Origin of the sequence: Dethiothermospora halolimnae, from assembly GCF_037577855.1 — a bacterium.
GTDB lineage: Bacteria > Bacillota > Clostridia > Tissierellales > VENL01 > Dethiothermospora > Dethiothermospora halolimnae.
This window is the reverse complement of record NZ_JBAKFX010000018.1, coordinates 1-16,516: the sequence shown is the minus strand read 5'-3', so window position 1 is coordinate 16,516 and position 16,516 is coordinate 1. Positions and strand designations below refer to the sequence as shown.

Genomic DNA, 16,516 nt, shown 5'->3' with positions numbered 1-16,516 from the left:
TTTACATTTATAAATAGTATTTGATATAAAAACATTAATAATACTTTAAGATACTTCCATTATAAAGAAAGTTATATCATCCTCTATATCCGATAAAGACTTATGGTTATTTAGATCATTTGTTATTATATCAATCAACTCATTAGATTCTCTCAACTTATTGTGATTGACTAACCTTCTCAACCTTTCTACAGAATAGAATTGGTCTTCATCATTTTTAAGTTCAGGAATACCATCAGTGTAAAAAATCACTTTTTCTCCCTTCTCTAGATTTATAGTATATTCAGCATATTCAGGTTCAAATAGATCTCCTAATTTACAGATGGGAAAACCACTTATATAATCTAATTTTCTCGCCCTTTTATTTTGTGATACCAATACAGGTGGACAGTTATGACCTGCAGAGGAAAATTTCATTTCCCCAGTTTTTATATTATATACTCCATAAATCATAACTAGATGGGTTTCATCGGGAAAACTAGAGTTATTAAAGTTATTATAAAAATTCAGTAAAACCTCTTTGGGGTTCAGAAGGGAATAATCACCATCACTTTCGATAGTCTGCACATCTAAACTTCTACTGGCAAAAACTGTGACCATTGCAGCCGAAACTCCATGTCCTGATACATCTATTACATAGAATCCTATATTATCTCTGTCTATTTTAAAGTAGTTATAAAAATCCCCACTTAGTCTTTGACATGGGATATACTTAGAGTTAAAAGTTACATTTCCATATTTTTTATACTTACTGGGTAATAATGATTGCTGTATTTCTTTAGCTGCCTCTAAATCCTCTATCATTTTTTCATTAATCCTCATAAGATTACGATTCTTATTTCTAATTTCCTCTGTTTTACTAGTTACAGCCACCTCTAGATTATCAGCATAATGTTTTAATTTCCCTTGCATATCCGCCAATCTAATATATGGTCTTCTTACAGTATCTAAAAACACCATTATAAATATAGTAAAATAGGCAAATATTTTAAAAACGTGACCTAATAAATTATAGGTATCATATACACTACTATAGAGAGTAAATGTTATTTCACTTGATATACTAAATATTAATGCTATTATTATTCCTATTGTTAAATCATTTTTAGATTTTAAGTATTCCCTTAATAATATAATTACTGATATTACTTGTATTGCAATAATTATATATTCAGCTCCTATTTTATATGCAGTAAGACCTTTCCCTTCTATGAACAATGTAGGTAATATGTCCCCCTTTATAGAAACTATATAAAACATTAATCCAACACTCAAAATTCCAAATACTAGAAATATAATCTTTTTAAGTTTTGTTTTTCTATACTCAGAAATTATACTAAATAAAAATAATCCAATAGCCATAAATAATCTTCCAACTATCCAATATGCCGTTGCCTTTTGAGCTGTGTTTTCAGTAAATACAGCAGGCATACCTTTGTATGAAAGTATATGAAATATATCAATAAAGCTAACAACAAATAGGGTTTGTCCCAAAATTACTGTCCTCAATTTTTTAAATAAATCAAATGTAAAATATATAGCGGAAAAAGAAGCAAAGCCAATTAATGCACAAATAAACTCCAACAGTATATGCATCATTAGATAGGTATCAGTTTCCACAATTTTATAAGTTACTTCCTCAGTCAAATTCAAAATTGTAATTACAGATACACAAAAAATCATGGTTAAAATTATATAAATGTAATTTTTGTCAATAATTAAACTATTTCTTTTTAAGTTTTTATCAATAGTTTTTATCAATACGTCGCCCCTTTTCATAATCATTGAAGGTTTCAACTTATCATCTAAAAAATCCCTATATTATTGTCCTTCTACATATGTTGATAAATACCTTTTATTATTCTAACATTATAACATAAAACAACAAAGTAGTAACACCCTACTACTTTGTTGTTTTTGTATTTAATATGGATTTAAGCTCGTTTGTAGTTTTAATTGTATCCTGTAACTTATTTGTTAGTTCATTAAACTTATCTGATATCTCTCTATCCTTAGTAGAGCCATTATTATCAGAAGTAAGTAATAAATCTATACTAGATAAACTTTCAAAACTCTTGTTACTATAATCTTCTAGATATTCTAATTGTTCCTTTATACTATCTATTGACCTATTGTCTTCCAATGAAATTATCATCCTCTCTATTATTTTATAATTATTTTTCCCTTTTAGTTATATAATATGCTATATAGAGGATTAATTTAATAAATAACATATTTTTCACCTATGCTATTATGTCCAAGAATGAATTGAAGGATTTCATTATCTTTTACTTGATTACTCTTTTATAGACATATTAAGTTCAGTCCATCGTTCTAATAAATCATTCAATCTATTCTCAAGCTCCTCTTTTTCCCCATATATTTCCCCTAATTTTTCATGGTCTGTAGAATTATTCTCCATTTCTTTATCTTTCGTAGCTATTTCCCCTTCTATTATTTCAATTTCCTTTTCAACATTAATTATCTCTTGCTTTATTTTAGCATCATCATCTAACCCTTGATTCCTTTTAATATTTTTTTCTTTCTTCTTCATCTTCTTATCTTTTTCTTTCCTTTTCGTCTTGCCTATCATTAATTCTTCTTTTTTCTTTTTATAATAATCATAATTTCCTAAATAGCCTGTTAATCTATTATTTTCTAACTCTACTATTTTTTCAGATATCTTATTAACAAAGTATCTATCATGGGATACAAATAATATAGTACCATTAAAATTCTGTAATGTATCCTCTAGCATCTCCCTTGAATCCACATCTAAGTGATTGGTAGGCTCATCAAGTAAAAGAAAATTAATATTGCTATGCATTAACATACAAAGTTTTAATCTACTTTTCTCTCCTCCTGATAAATTACAAACCTTTTTGAATACATCTGTATCATAAAATAAAAACTTTGCTAATATACCCCTTGCCTTTCCCTCTGGCATAATAAACTGTTGTCTAAACTCTTCTAAAATAGTTAGATTTTCATTATTAAATTTTATATTTTGATCTAAATAACCTATTTTTACGTTGGAACCTATTTTCACTTTGCCACTATCCTGTTTATAATCACCTGTTAATATCTTTATAAGAGTAGATTTGCCTGTTCCATTTTTCCCTAGCAAGCATAATTTTTCTCCATATTTAATATTTAAACTTAGATTCTTAAGTATCATATTTTCCCCAAAGGATTTGGTTATATTTTCCACTATCACTACGTCATTAGCTGACCTTCCGCTTACTTCAAAATCAAGACCTATTTTCTTTCTTTCTAATATTGGTTTATCTATTTTGTCCATCTTCTCCATTCTTTTTTCCATACTTTTAGCTTTCTTAAACATATCTTCATTATCTGCTCTATTGCCCCAATCCCTAAATCTCTTTACGGCTTCCTCCATACTTTTTAATTTTTTCTGTTGGTTTTGATAATGCTTATATTGTTCTAAGAGTCTTTTTTCCTTTTCTTTAACATAGTAGGAATAGTTTCCTTCATATGTAGTAGTTTTTTTATCCTCTACTTCAACTACCCTATTTGCAACCTTATCAAGAAAATATCTATCATGGGATATAACCAGCACTGTTCCCTTATATTCTTTTAAAAACTCTTCAAGCCATTCCACAGAGTTAATATCTAAATGATTTGAAGGCTCATCTAATAATAGTATGTCGGGATTTTCTAATAGTATCTTACCAAGAATTACTGTGGTCTTTTCTCCTCCACTTAGGTTAACAAACTTTCTATTTTTAAAATCCTCATCTATCTTAAGTCCTACACAGACTTTGCTTATTTTTTCCTCTATATCATATCCACCCTTGTGTTCAAATTGACTTTGTAATTTGCCATATTCTTTCATTATTTTTTCTATATTCCCTTTACTCTGTTCTCCCATTTCCTTTTCTAATTTACTCATTTTACTTTTTATATCAAATATACTATCAAATGCCTTGTTTAATACATCTATAACTCTATACTCTTTAGGATAGTCAGGTATTTGATCTAAATAACCAATTTTTGCTCCCTTTCTTATGGCCATTATCCCACCGTCATATTTCTCTATTCCTGATATTATCTTAAATATACTAGTTTTACCTGTTCCATTCCTTCCAACTATGGCTATCCTCTCTTGACTTTTAGCCTCAAAGGTAACATCATCAAGTATCTTATTGGCAGCATAATATTTTTTTATTTTATTTAGCGATAACTCTATCATTTTTATCTCCCCCTGTATAAAAGCCTGTGGGCCTTTTAATTTTAAATTGTAAATTATAAATTATAAATTAAGTGCAAAAGTGGCTTCGCCACTTCTTTGTTTGGTGCAAAGATTAGTACAAAAACAAAAAGAGCTTAGGCAAGTGTTGATGCCTAAGCTCTTTGTATAAATTGAGTATTTAAAACTCACTTTTTTATTTTATATTCAAAAAAACAAAAAACCTAGGCAAGTATCTTTACCTAAGCCTATTAACTAATTATAACCTATTATTTGTAAAGATGGATCCCTTGCATTCTAGTTGACATAATATTTAATTTTAGACATACTACCCCCTTGGTTTACTAAAGCAAATGATATGGAAGTATTTGGTAATCTATCTAAAATTACATCAACTAAAATTTGACCTTGCATCTTTACACCTCCCTACGTTTCTTCCCATATATTTTATCATGATTTTTCACAATATTCAATGAAAAAATTATATTATGCTATTCTTCGTTTGTGTAGGGTGCAAAGTGAAGAGAACAGGAAAAAGAAAAAGAGCCTTCTATTGGCTCTTTTATGTATTATTTGAATTCTACAAATCTCTCTGCTTTAACTAGACATATTGGACACTTATCAGGTGCTTCACCCTCAACTGTGTATCCACATACCGGACAGACATATATTTTTTCTGTTTCATAATCTTTATCAGCATCTACTGCTTCTTTAGCCTTTTTGTATAGCTCAGCATGGGTCTTCTCAGCTTCTATGGCAAACTTCATTGAATTAATCGCTGCCTTTTCTTCTTGCTTTTCAGCAACTGCCATAAATGCAGGATACATTTGCTCTATCTCATGTAACTCTCCATTTCTAGCTGCTTCAAGATTTTCACTAGTTGTACTAAGTCCAAAACCAGCGCCTGAAGTTACCGAAAAGTCACCTGCTTCATCTTTTAATGCCCTAAAATGATTTGTAGCATGTACTTCCTCTGCATAGGATACTGCTCTAAATAAATTAGCTACATTTTTAAATCCATCTTTTTCTGCCTTATCAGCCCAGATTCTATACCTCATATGCGCCTGACTTTCTCCTCCAAAAGCCGATCTTAAATTTTCCGCTGTCATTGCATTCATAATTATTGCCCCCTTTGATAATTTTTTATCTTTTAACTCTCACAATCCATTCTATACCCTGTATATATTAAAGTAAACATATAAAAAATATATTTTTTATATGTTTACTTTAAATAGTGGACAATTGACAATGGATAATGGACAGTTAAGGTAATTTTAGTCGCTTTGCTCCTAAAATATTATATATAAAATCGGCTTCAGCCGATTTGTACATCTAATTGTCAATTGTCAATTGTCCTCTGTCAATTGATTTTTAAATAAACAGGTTTACATTTGACTCTTCTGCTGCTCCTAAATAGGCTGCAACTCCACCATACTCTATTCCATCTATTAATTCATCCTTTGTTATTCCCATAACATCCATTGACATTGTACAAGCCACTACTCTAACTCCATTGTCTATAGCAGCCTCTATAAGCTCTTCTAATGAGGATATATTTTTATTCTTCATTACTCTTCTAATCATCTTAGGTCCCATACCGCCCATATTCATTTTGGAAAGACCTAATCTCTTGCTACCTCTAGGCATCATCATTCCAAACATTTTGTCCATAAAGCCTTTTTTAACTTTTACCTTATCATGCTTTCTTAGTATATTAAGTCCCCAGAAGGTAAAGAACATAGTTACTTTTCTACCCATTGCTGCGGCTCCATTTGCAATAATGAATGATGCTATGGCTTTATCAAGGTCCCCACTAAATACAACCATAGACTTATCATCATTAGGATTAACTACCACTTGATTAGCATTACTGTTTGTTAAGTCATTATTTAGTTTTTTTTACCTAGACCCTTTTGTATAAATGCAATAAACTCTGTTTTATTTTTTTCAGTTTTTAATAGCCTATTTTTTGTCTTATTGCACCAGCTTTCAATATCACTTACAAATCCTGGGTCAGTTGCTTTAACTTCTAAGATTTCTCCGTCTTCTAATGTTTGTATCTTTTGATAGACCTGCATTATAGGTCCTGGACACTGTAAACCACATGCATTTAATTTTACAGTCTTACCTTCTAAATTATCAGTATTTATATCCAAATCTTCACTTTCCCCACTATCACTGAAATCCAATGTATCATCACATGTTACTCCTCCACATTTTCCGTTTTCATCATCATTCTGACAAAATACACAACTATATGTTGTATACCCACCGGCAAAGTTTTTGGCTTTAAATCCATTTTGCATTAATATTCTCGTTGCTATATATGCCCTTAGACCTACAGCACAATAACAAACTATTAGTTTGTCTTTATCAAGTTCATCTAATCTATCTCTCAATTCGTCTACTGGTATATTTTTAGAACCTTCTATATAACCAAGTTCCCTTTCTATTGGCTCTCTAACGTCTAGTATTATTGTATTTTCCCTATCTAATTTATCAAGTTGATCCCATAATACTACATCCATATCTCCTTTAAGGATATTTTCAGCTGTAAAACCTACCATATTAACCGGATCTTTAGCTGATGAATATGGCGGAGCATAGGCTAGTTCCAATTCTTTTAGATCATAAACTGTACCATCAAATCTTATGGCAGTAGCTATAACATCTATTCTTTTGTCTACGCCATTATAACCAACTATCTGAGCTCCTAGTATTTTCCCATTTGACTTAAATATTAATTTTATGGTCATAGGTATAGCCCCAGGATAGTATCCTGCATGGGATTTTGAATGAATTATTGAAACCTTATAATCCTTTCCATACCTTTTTCCCATTTTCTTAAGGGTTTTCTCATTTGTACCTGTTGATGCCACCGTTAAGTCAAATACTTTAGCAACTGAAGTTCCTTGGGTTCCCTTATACTTTTCTTCTCTTCCAACAATACTATTGGCAACTATTCTTCCCTGCTTATTTGCAGGTCCTGCAAGGGGAACCATAGTTTTATTTTTATTTATATAGTCAACAACCTCTATTGCATCACCTATTGCATATATATCTTCATCTTCTGTCTTTAGATTTTCATCTACTATTATAGCCCCTCTTTTATTGGTTTTAAGACCACTCTTTTTAGCCAAGTCACCGTTGGGTTTTACTCCAATGGATAACATCACCATATCCGTTTCTATTTTCTTGCCACTTTGTAAGGTAATTGTCGTAACTCCATCTTTATAATCAAAACTGTCTACCCCATCTTTAAGATATAATTTTGCTCCCTTTGATTTTATATGTTTATGAATAACCTGTGCCATTTCATAATCAACAGGTCCCATGACTTGCTCTGCCATTTCTACCACTGACACATCAATACCTCTATCATGGAGATTTTCTGCCATTTCAAGACCTATAAAACCTCCTCCTACAACTACAGCTCTTTTAGGCTTTTTATTATCTACAAAATCTTTAATCTTATCTGTGTCTGGTATAGTCCAAAGAGTAAATATATTTGGTGCATCAATTCCCTTTATTGGGGGCTTAAGGGGAGTAGAGCCCGGTGATAAAACCAATTTGTCATATGACTCTTTATATGTTTTACCTGTATTTAAATCCTTAACTTCAACTTCTTTTTTATCTCTATCGATGTTTATAACTTCATTTTTAACCCTAATATCAATGTTAAATCTAGCATTCATTTTTTCTGGTGTTTGAACTAAAAGGGCATCTCTTTGTTCTATGGTCTCACCAATATAATATGGTAATCCACAGTTAGCAAATGAAATATATTCTCCCCTTTCAAACATTATAATTTCTGCATTTTCATCCATTCTTCTAAGTCTTGCAGCTGTACTTGCACCACCTGCAACACCACCAACGATTAATACTTTTTTACCCATAAAAATACCTCCCTTGCCGAAGCGGATGCTTCGGAATTTTAAATTATAAATTTTCTGTTGTTGGAGATCTATAATTTTCCAATTATTTCTTTCCATATTTAAACTTTCTATATTGTTTATTAGGAGCTTACTGGTTATCAAGAACTTGCCGTTATTTAGGATTCGTACTCTCGTAACAAAAGATTATCACCCCTCCAACAAGCAAAACCTGTAGCTTAGAATTCATTCTAAGATTCCTTTTGTTCTTTAATAAAGAGTTCTGGAGAATGAATTCCCCTCTACGTTTGAGAACAATAGTCTCTATCGTAATCTCTCAATGCTAACAGACAGTTGACTTTTCTATTACATAATTTACCCTTTTAAATAGTAATATATCATTTATATCGTAAAATCGTTATATTTGTATATTAAATTTTTATGATATTTTATCTAAAAATAATTGTTAAAAGTAAAACAATTATTTTTATTAAAAATTAAAATAAAGCTTTTATAACTTTTTTAACATCAGCATTTATTACACGATAAGTTATCTCTGTTCCATTCCTATCACCTTCTATTATAGATGATGCTTTAAGTTTACCTATGTGTTGAGATACCGTTGATTGAGGAGCTCCAAGGCAATTTTGCATAGTTGTTACGTTTGCTCCACCCTCTTTTATTAAGTTTTTCACAATACAAAGTCTTATGGGATGGGATATTGCTTTTAATATTTCTGCTTTCTTTTCTAGTTCCTTTGTTAGTTCCTCCATATCTTCACTCCTAATTATTAACATTGTTACATTATAATATTACGATATAATTTTAATTTTGTCAAATATTTTAATTACTTGTAAATAAGTTATATTGACTTATATTAATTAGTATTATATCTTTTAAAAAAGATAAACTATATATAGGAGGTATGATAGTGGAAAATAAAACTTTAGGCAAATATAACGATGATTATGAAAAAAAGAAAGTGTTAATATTATTGATACTTCCAATTTTACTTAGTATAACTGCTTTTATAGTTGATACACCAAAGGAAATTTTTAATGGTATGTACAAAATAATAGTTCATCCTGATATTCTTCTTACTGACTATCTTAAAGTTGGTGGATTAGGTGCTACCTTTATAAATTCGGCAATATTAACATTTATTAATATTTTTATATTATGGAAATTCGATATTAAGGTCAGTGGTCTTTCCATAGCCGCGGTTTATATAGTAACGGGATTTGCTTTCTTCGGTAAAAATGTTTTTAATGTTTGGCCAATATATATTGGAGGACTACTTTATGCTAAATATCAAGATCGTAAATTTAAAAGTATTGTTCTTATATCTATGTTTGGTACAGCTCTATCTCCTTTAGTTAACGAAATAGCCTATGGATTGAATCTGCCCTTTCCTTTGAGTCTAGTACTGGGAATATTGATAGGTATATTAGTGGGCTTTATATTACCACCCCTTTCTGCCCATTTTCTTAAAACCCATGATGGTTATGGCTTATATAATGTCGGTTTTACAGCTGGATTCATTGGAACAGTAATAACAGCACTTTTGAGGGGTTATGGTCTATTAATAGAAAGTCATGTGATACTATCAACAGATTATGATCTTTTTCTAAAGTTATTTTTAACCTTATATTTCTTAATATTAATTATTATAGGTGTTATTTTAAATAATAAAGGCTATAAAGGTTATAAAGAAATACTTGAATATGAAGGTAGACTTGTTACCGACTTTACCCGTTTAGTTAGTTTTGAAATTTCATTAATAAATATGGGAATAATGGGCCTAGTAGGTATGATTTATGTTATAATATCAAATGGAACTTTAAACGGACCCATATTAGGTGGTTTACTTACAGTAGTGGGATTTGGAGCCTTTGGTAAACATCCTAAAAATACTATTCCCATCTTGTTAGGTATATTTTTAGCAAGTTTCACCACCATATGGCCATTTTCATCTACGGGTGTCATACTAGCAGGACTATTTGGTACAGCCCTTGCTCCCATAGTAGGAGAATATGGATGGTATTATGGTATAATTATTGGATTTTTACATCTATCTGTAGTAATGAATGTGGGCTATTTACATGGTGGTATAAACCTATATAATAACGGATTTTCAACTGGAATTATAGCATCTGTACTAGTTCCTATAATTGATGCATTTAAGAAGGGAGATTAATTATGAAACATGAAATAAGAAGGGTATCTAAAATATTGGATGAACTAATAACTTTTTGCTTCGTCCACGGTACTGATGATCTGGATATATCAATAAATAAGAGAGATGATCACTTCAAAATACATATAGATGCAAATACTATAGATTGTAGTGACAAGAGGGTAAAGAAGTTAAAAGAACTATTAGATATTCCTAGGCAATCGGAGTATGAAGAATACTATTGGGAATTAACAGGGGAAAGTGATTGTGATACTGAGCTTTCCTTGGTTGGTTCCATGGTAGATAAGGCAAAAGTAGTGTTCCATGGTGATGCTTTGGAGATTACACTTTATAGGTACAAAGAATAATCCAAAGTGTATCACCTTTGGAATTGTAAATTTTAAATTATAAATTGTAAATTAGTTGGGGGATTACGAATCCCCCAACAACCCAAATAGATGGACTTGTCCATCTATTTTTTTATTTCTTATTTCTTCTCTATTCTTTATTCTTTAATTTGAATGAGTAACAAATCCTCTTATTTTAACGTATTATATTATTGCAAACAAATAAATAATCCGGGAGGGTTGATTATGGATAGAAATATGTATCCTGACTATGAAAATTATTGTGATCCTAGAAAGGTCCCAAAGAAAGAACTTGCTGAAGCATATGTACCTTTTCAAGTAATGGGTAAAGTCTACGAACCCAGAAAGGCTTTATGTAAAGGAACACTGTTCCCTGAACTATATAGACCATATAAATATGAAAAAGATTATTGTTAAATTGAATATTAGGAGGTGTCTTGATGGACTCTAAACAATTGAGATTATTAGAAGACTTAATGGCTATTGAGTTTTGTTTGGTTGAAACAAATCTATATTTAGATACTCATCCAACAGATGAAAGAGCTTTAAGATTACACAATTCCTTTGTTAAGAAACATGATGAATTAAAATGTATGTATGAAAACAAATACGGACCCCTTACTCATCAGTCTATGAGTAGATGTCCTTGGGAATATATAAAAGGGCCTTGGCCTTGGGAAATAGATTATTGTGGATGTGACTAAAGGAGGTTAATATATGTGGATTTATGAAAAAAAATTACAATATCCTGTTAGAGTAGACTCTTGTAATCCTGCCTTAGCCCAAATGATATTGGAACAGTTTGGCGGAGCAGATGGAGAATTGTCTGCAGGTATAAGATATTTAACTCAGAGATGGGCTATGCCAACTGATGAAGCTAAAGGAATTTTGACAGATATTGGTACCGAAGAATAGGTACCACCATGTTATCAATTATAATATTAGTATTTTATATAGGTTTTGGTAACTTAGTTATAAATCTAGAGTACTTATTATTATGTTTCTATAATTATATCTGTAGGTAAGTGAGTTATAAACTTTGCATATCCTTTTGTATATTTAATTAAATTTAGAGAGTGAAACCTTGGTAAATTAAGAAGATCATCTAATGTATATGGATGTAATTCTTCTTTTAATTCATTGTAATTCTTTTTATCGCAACCGGATATTAACATATAACTTGCATTAGCTGACTTTAATTCTTCTCTTATTATGCCTATTTGACTTAAATGGTGACAACTTATTATAACTTTACAACTGAACTTAGCCATCTGACTTAATTTCTTCCTTATAAAGTCTTGAGTATAAGGAACTTGGTATAATTCATCCACAACTACATTAACTTTTTTCCTTTGCTTCTTATTTGGTATCTGCCACTTTCTAATCTGTAAAGCTAACCAAACCTTGGTTATCCAATATGTAGAATATATATCCTTTTCTTTTTCAGTTAAAAACATATGCTCTGGCATCTTAATACATATAACTTGGTTTTTCTGCATTTCTTTGACTAAATCAATATTATTGCTGCAATCTTGTTTTAACATCATTTCTAAGTAGGTATTATCTTTTAACCTATCTATCCTGTCTATTATACCTGATATTTTACTTATCCTAGTTCCAGTTACTACTTCTTTTTTTATCTTAACCTTTTTCCCATCTTTTTCAGTTTCTTCTGTTACTGTTGATGTATCATCTAATTCCTTCAAACTTAAAATATATTCTTCCAAATTATTCATCTGATTCATAGGTATCTTCTCAATATAACCATATCTTTTTTTATGATTTTGAAGTACATCAAATACATCATTTATAGTTCCGTTATTTATAAACACAACTAATGCAGCTGATTTTAAAAATCTATCCATCCTAGGAGCTAACTTTTTATCATCAGCATTTATACTATTTATTAATGTTACAAGTTGTGAGGTTTGCCTCTTAGCATTTCTATATTGTTCAAAGGTACTTTTACCTCTTGGTACTTCGTTATAGCCTAATCCTTGCAAATTATCTATATCATCACACTCTATACTTAGGACTTGGCTATTAGGAAATACACTTGACACTTCATTAGATAACTCATTATTTCCACAAAAGTCAAATAGTATCATGCATTCATTATTATCTACTGCATTTTTAGATATATTGGCTATAAAATTAGTTTTTCCTGCTCTAGTAGGTCCAATAGCAACTAAAGTCAAATACTGATATTCACTATCTGTAGACAAAAACCCTCTCTGCTTTATTCCTCTATATGTGTTAGTTCCAACACACATTATTCCATGCCTTAGTGGTTTAGGTACTTGAGTTTCTTGGGTTTCTATCTTTTCTATACAGTTATGTTCTTCAAGAAGTTCTCTACCAGGTAATTGAATAAAGTTCTGACATTCATCCGTACTTATTTTAATAACTTCTGCCTTTTTAAAGTATAGATCATTAGGTTTAAAATTCTTTTTATACTTCTTGGCCACTAACTCATTATCCCCTGTTATTCGATTGTAAGCTGTTGTTATGGCTCTAGCATTGTTCATTTTACGTTTTCTATCTGTGCTATCGGATAGTACTACTATTTGGGTGTCTAATACATTTAAGTCCTTTTTTTGCTGTGTAGGAGTAGATAATTCCCTCATGTTAAGTTTCTTGAAAAATAAATCCGATAAACTATCTTCTTTCTTATCTACTTTAGCAAGGTCGAATATAGCATTTTCTATCATTTCTAGGATAAATGTAATTATATAACCTAGCATTTTGACTATGAAAAAGCCACCTGTTTTTTGCTTATCTACTGGCATACCATCTTTTAACTTCTGAATAGTCTTATCATAGGTGGCCCTCCAACTATACTGGCTACAAGGGATAAAGTTGTAGAATATCCCAACCTTATCCCCTTCTTTCATTACTGGAACTACATTAAGTAAGGATGATAATAAACTATTAGATCTTTTATCTACACTAAGACTTAATCCATCTTCTTTCTTATAAGTCATATAAAATTTATCGGCTTTATCACTAAAATTAGGCATTTTCTCAACTTCCTTTATAGTTAATCCTTTCCATGAGTTTTGGATTTTCTCTTTTATTAATTGTAGATATGTTTTATTGATAATGAAATAAAACTCTGCTTTAGACTTCTCTATATAGATGTAATAAGCTACCTTTGATTTAGGTTCATAAAAGAATTTTTTTTCATAACGATTGATGCATTGAGTTAAGTTTTTGTATAAGCTACATATAGCCTTAGCAATCTGGTCGGTACTATTGTTCCTAACACTATTATTTGGAGTTAGTTTTAAATAGATGTATTCGGGTTTAACTATCTCGAAATACTTGTATAACTTCACATAACCACCCCCAGTAGTCTAATAACCAACACTGCAACCACTACGACCAGTAGGAGCCATGACATATTAAATACTATAGCTATTTTTATCATTACGAAAAAGAATACCATAGCCGTAAAAACTCTAAATATTTTAGGGCTTTGAGTTACTATATAGAAGAAAAATATAACTACAATTAATATTGGAATGTAAGCTAAAGAAATGTCTAGTAGCTTGTTAAGAGTCTGTATAGGGTGCATTATGGCATAAAAAACCTCATATATAGGCTCTAACATTTCTTTTATTTTATCAATAGTATCTAGCATTACATCTTCAACTCCTCTATAAATACCTCAACCCATCTTAGAGCTACTGGAAGTCCTAGTAATACTGCATATACAATAAGATATTTAATAACTACACTACCTATCCCTTGGATATCCCCCATCTGCAATTCTTTTAAAACATCCTTTATAGCAAATAACAATATAACAAAGTAACCTAAAATTTTTACTATTTTAATAACTTTGGAGTCAATTTTTTGTCTTGTTTCATCAACTTCATCCTCTGCAAAAGCCACCGAATAAAAACTTAAACAAACGTACATAATAACAAATAACATAATAAATATTTTCTTTAACATTATAAATCCCCCTTTAGAAAGTTGGTGAAAATCTATGTGGTTTGGAATCGGTCTTGTTGTTGCAGCTGAAATAATATCTATATTCGGATAAAAAAGTACAAGCAAAATATAAATTAGTACAAGGTTGACATGCATATTTTCGATTTTGTCGCATAAACTGGAAGTGTAGTGTAGTTGAAGTTCTCTGAACGAACGGAACACACTTTCAGTTACTTGGCATATCTATACCCTTGAAAAAGGGTTCTTTTTTTATGTGTCAAATATACTGTCAATTTCATTCTTAAACCTACTCAAGTTTGTATTTTTAGAGGTTCCTATATCTTTGAAGTTATTTTTTATAAAATCTAATATTAGATCTTTTGTATATTGATCCAATTCTTTGTTCATATCTTTTTTTATAAGTTCTCTGATGTATCTTGATTTATTTTCTTTGCTCTCCAGGTATTTAATTAACCCTTCATCCTTAACTGATATAGGAACTATTTTTCTAGCCATCAAACCTCACCTTCCCAATTTCCTCATAACAATAGGCATTTATAAACTGACTATTAGGTAATATTTCAGCATTAGGTATATCTAAATTCAAACATATACTTCCTCCACCAATTTGAATTATATGGTCCATAGTCTTTAATGGAAAATCTAATTTAATGTTAGTTAATATATTATTTATATGACTATCTAATATAGGCTTTAAAAATGTTATATCCTGCTGTTCACCATAAATCTTTATACCTTCATTTAAAATCTTTTCTGCATCTGCTACAATTAAGTCTAATTCCAGTTTTTCGTTAATTTGCGAAATAACATTTGAATAAAGTTTAAGCATACCCAATGTGTATGTTCTGTATTTTAGCAATTTCAATCCCTCAAAGTAACATACATCTACCGTTAAACCTCCTATATCAATCACTATAGTTTTGGAATTTATATATTTAGTTGGGTTCTGAAATACTGGCCCTGCTCCTTGTATAAATACATCTGCATCTGATATACGAAAACTTTTGTTGTCTCCATTTATCTTAATATTAAAGTTTCTATCAATAAGATTGCTTTTCAAGGTTTCCTTTTGAGCCTTATAGTGTAAAGGAGGCAGTCCTGTCATAACTTTTATATTGCTTTTATTACTAACACTCATTCCTATCGAAGTTATAATATTTAATAGTGTTTTTTCATCATTCGCTTTATTTGTATCTACCGTATAATTGGATTCTTTTTCTCCAACTATGTAATTTCTCCCCTGATATTCCACTCTAATAACATTATTAATATCTAGATCCTCTCCCTCTCTAACCTTACTAGGGAATATAATCCCCTTGCTATTCTTTGTGTATGTGTAACCATTATCAACACCAATTATCATACCCCTGCCCCCTTAATAATTTTTATTAATTTGTAATACAGGCTGTATTAACTTTTAATATTTTGTATTACACTATATCTATATGCATTTAGTTCTAAATATTGCATGTCCAGTATGTTTTTTGTGAAAAATTTTCTAAAATAGTATAAAAAAATATGGTATCTACTCAAGATACCATATTTCATCCACCTTTTTATTTAGTTTATTAGCTACATACAAAGCCTTTTTTAAAACCGGAACACTATTTCCATTCTCCCATTTAATATATGTATGTGTATTAACTTCAATCATTTTAGCAAACTCAGTTTTACTATCTATCATATATTCTTTAAGCCTAATTTCTTTTAGATTATTTTTCACTTCCATATACTCACCCCTCATTATAGTATATAAATTGGACAAGCTAACTGATAATCCTTTACAAAAGTTTCGACAAAAAAAGAAAGGGGCTGTCGGGAAATAGACAGTTAATAAAAAATAGTATAATGGATATCCATTATATTATTTTTTTATGCAAAAAAGAAAAAAAGGAAGGTTAAAAATAACCTTCCCATTTCCGTTATATAA

18 protein-coding genes are annotated in these 16,516 nt (G+C 30.2%); 5 read left to right on the top strand and 13 right to left on the bottom strand.

Annotated features, from left to right (window positions below):
- Positions 1 to 45 precede the first annotated feature (45 nt).
- From V6137_RS09055 to V6137_RS09025, 7 genes are all read right to left on the bottom strand, one after another.
- Positions 46 to 1,761 (bottom strand): PP2C family protein-serine/threonine phosphatase, encoded by a 1,716-nt coding sequence (locus tag V6137_RS09055; RefSeq protein ID WP_425447596.1) that lies wholly within the window; start codon positions 1,759 to 1,761, stop codon positions 46 to 48.
- 142 nt (positions 1,762 to 1,903) lie between these two features.
- The gene (locus tag V6137_RS09050) at positions 1,904 to 2,143 is read right to left on the bottom strand and encodes a hypothetical protein (RefSeq protein WP_425447595.1); all 240 of its coding nucleotides are present in this window, start codon (positions 2,141 to 2,143) and stop codon (positions 1,904 to 1,906) included.
- Between the two features lie 153 nt (positions 2,144 to 2,296).
- Positions 2,297 to 4,213, bottom strand: a complete 1,917-nt coding sequence (gene abc-f / locus V6137_RS09045) for a ribosomal protection-like ABC-F family protein (protein ID WP_425447594.1) — start codon at positions 4,211 to 4,213, stop codon at positions 2,297 to 2,299.
- Positions 4,214 to 4,779: 566 nt separating this feature from the next.
- The gene (locus tag V6137_RS09040) at positions 4,780 to 5,328 is read right to left on the bottom strand and encodes a rubrerythrin family protein (RefSeq protein WP_425447593.1); all 549 of its coding nucleotides are present in this window, start codon (positions 5,326 to 5,328) and stop codon (positions 4,780 to 4,782) included.
- A 253-nt stretch (positions 5,329 to 5,581) separates the two neighbouring features.
- On the bottom strand, positions 5,582 to 6,067 hold the full coding sequence (locus V6137_RS09035; RefSeq protein WP_425447592.1) for a DsrE/DsrF/DrsH-like family protein: 486 nt from the start codon (positions 6,065 to 6,067) through the stop codon (positions 5,582 to 5,584).
- Between the two features lie 32 nt (positions 6,068 to 6,099).
- Complete coding sequence (locus tag V6137_RS09030; RefSeq protein ID WP_425447591.1) at positions 6,100 to 8,106, bottom strand: CoA-disulfide reductase; 2,007 nt, start codon at positions 8,104 to 8,106, stop codon at positions 6,100 to 6,102.
- Positions 8,107 to 8,579: 473 nt separating this feature from the next.
- Positions 8,580 to 8,855, bottom strand: coding sequence for an ArsR/SmtB family transcription factor (locus V6137_RS09025; protein ID WP_425447590.1), 276 nt, complete (start codon positions 8,853 to 8,855; stop codon positions 8,580 to 8,582).
- Between the two features lie 158 nt (positions 8,856 to 9,013).
- On the opposite strand from V6137_RS09025, the gene V6137_RS09020 reads away from it, so the two are divergent.
- The 5 genes from V6137_RS09020 to V6137_RS09000 all read left to right on the top strand — a co-directional run bounded on the left by V6137_RS09020 (position 9,014) and on the right by V6137_RS09000 (position 11,541).
- On the top strand, positions 9,014 to 10,279 hold the full coding sequence (locus tag V6137_RS09020) for a DUF1576 domain-containing protein (RefSeq protein WP_425447589.1): 1,266 nt from the start codon (positions 9,014 to 9,016) through the stop codon (positions 10,277 to 10,279).
- 2 nt (positions 10,280 to 10,281) lie between these two features.
- Positions 10,282 to 10,626, top strand: a complete 345-nt coding sequence (locus V6137_RS09015) for a hypothetical protein (RefSeq protein ID WP_425447588.1) — start codon at positions 10,282 to 10,284, stop codon at positions 10,624 to 10,626.
- A 225-nt stretch (positions 10,627 to 10,851) separates the two neighbouring features.
- The gene (locus V6137_RS09010; RefSeq protein ID WP_425447587.1) at positions 10,852 to 11,043 is read left to right on the top strand and encodes a spore coat associated protein CotJA; all 192 of its coding nucleotides are present in this window, start codon (positions 10,852 to 10,854) and stop codon (positions 11,041 to 11,043) included.
- Between the two features lie 23 nt (positions 11,044 to 11,066).
- Positions 11,067 to 11,330 carry a spore coat protein CotJB gene (locus V6137_RS09005; protein ID WP_425447586.1) on the top strand — a complete coding sequence of 88 codons (264 nt, stop codon included), beginning with the start codon at positions 11,067 to 11,069 and terminating at the stop codon, positions 11,328 to 11,330.
- A gap of 13 nt (positions 11,331 to 11,343) precedes the next feature.
- Positions 11,344 to 11,541 carry a manganese catalase family protein gene (locus tag V6137_RS09000; RefSeq protein WP_425447585.1) on the top strand — a complete coding sequence of 66 codons (198 nt, stop codon included), beginning with the start codon at positions 11,344 to 11,346 and terminating at the stop codon, positions 11,539 to 11,541.
- An 80-nt stretch (positions 11,542 to 11,621) separates the two neighbouring features.
- Here V6137_RS09000 and V6137_RS08995 read toward each other — a convergent pair whose 3' ends face one another.
- From V6137_RS08995 to V6137_RS08970, 6 genes are all read right to left on the bottom strand, one after another.
- Positions 11,622 to 13,964, bottom strand: a complete 2,343-nt coding sequence (locus V6137_RS08995) for a hypothetical protein (protein ID WP_425447584.1) — start codon at positions 13,962 to 13,964, stop codon at positions 11,622 to 11,624.
- On the bottom strand, positions 13,961 to 14,269 hold the full coding sequence (locus tag V6137_RS08990; protein WP_425447583.1) for a hypothetical protein: 309 nt from the start codon (positions 14,267 to 14,269) through the stop codon (positions 13,961 to 13,963). The genes V6137_RS08995 and V6137_RS08990 overlap by 4 nt, the downstream gene beginning before the upstream one ends.
- A complete protein-coding gene (locus V6137_RS08985; RefSeq protein ID WP_425447582.1) occupies positions 14,269 to 14,586 on the bottom strand; it encodes a hypothetical protein in 318 nt (105 codons plus the stop codon). Before V6137_RS08985 ends, V6137_RS08990 begins: the two co-directional genes overlap by 1 nt.
- Before the next feature lie 249 nt (positions 14,587 to 14,835).
- Complete coding sequence (locus V6137_RS08980) at positions 14,836 to 15,081, bottom strand: hypothetical protein (RefSeq protein ID WP_425447581.1); 246 nt, start codon at positions 15,079 to 15,081, stop codon at positions 14,836 to 14,838.
- Entirely contained in the window at positions 15,074 to 15,949 is an 876-nt protein-coding gene (locus tag V6137_RS08975) for a ParM/StbA family protein (RefSeq protein WP_425447580.1), read from the bottom strand. The genes V6137_RS08980 and V6137_RS08975 overlap by 8 nt, the downstream gene beginning before the upstream one ends.
- A gap of 162 nt (positions 15,950 to 16,111) precedes the next feature.
- On the bottom strand, positions 16,112 to 16,315 hold the full coding sequence (locus V6137_RS08970) for a helix-turn-helix transcriptional regulator (protein WP_425447579.1): 204 nt from the start codon (positions 16,313 to 16,315) through the stop codon (positions 16,112 to 16,114).
- Positions 16,316 to 16,516 lie beyond the last annotated feature (201 nt).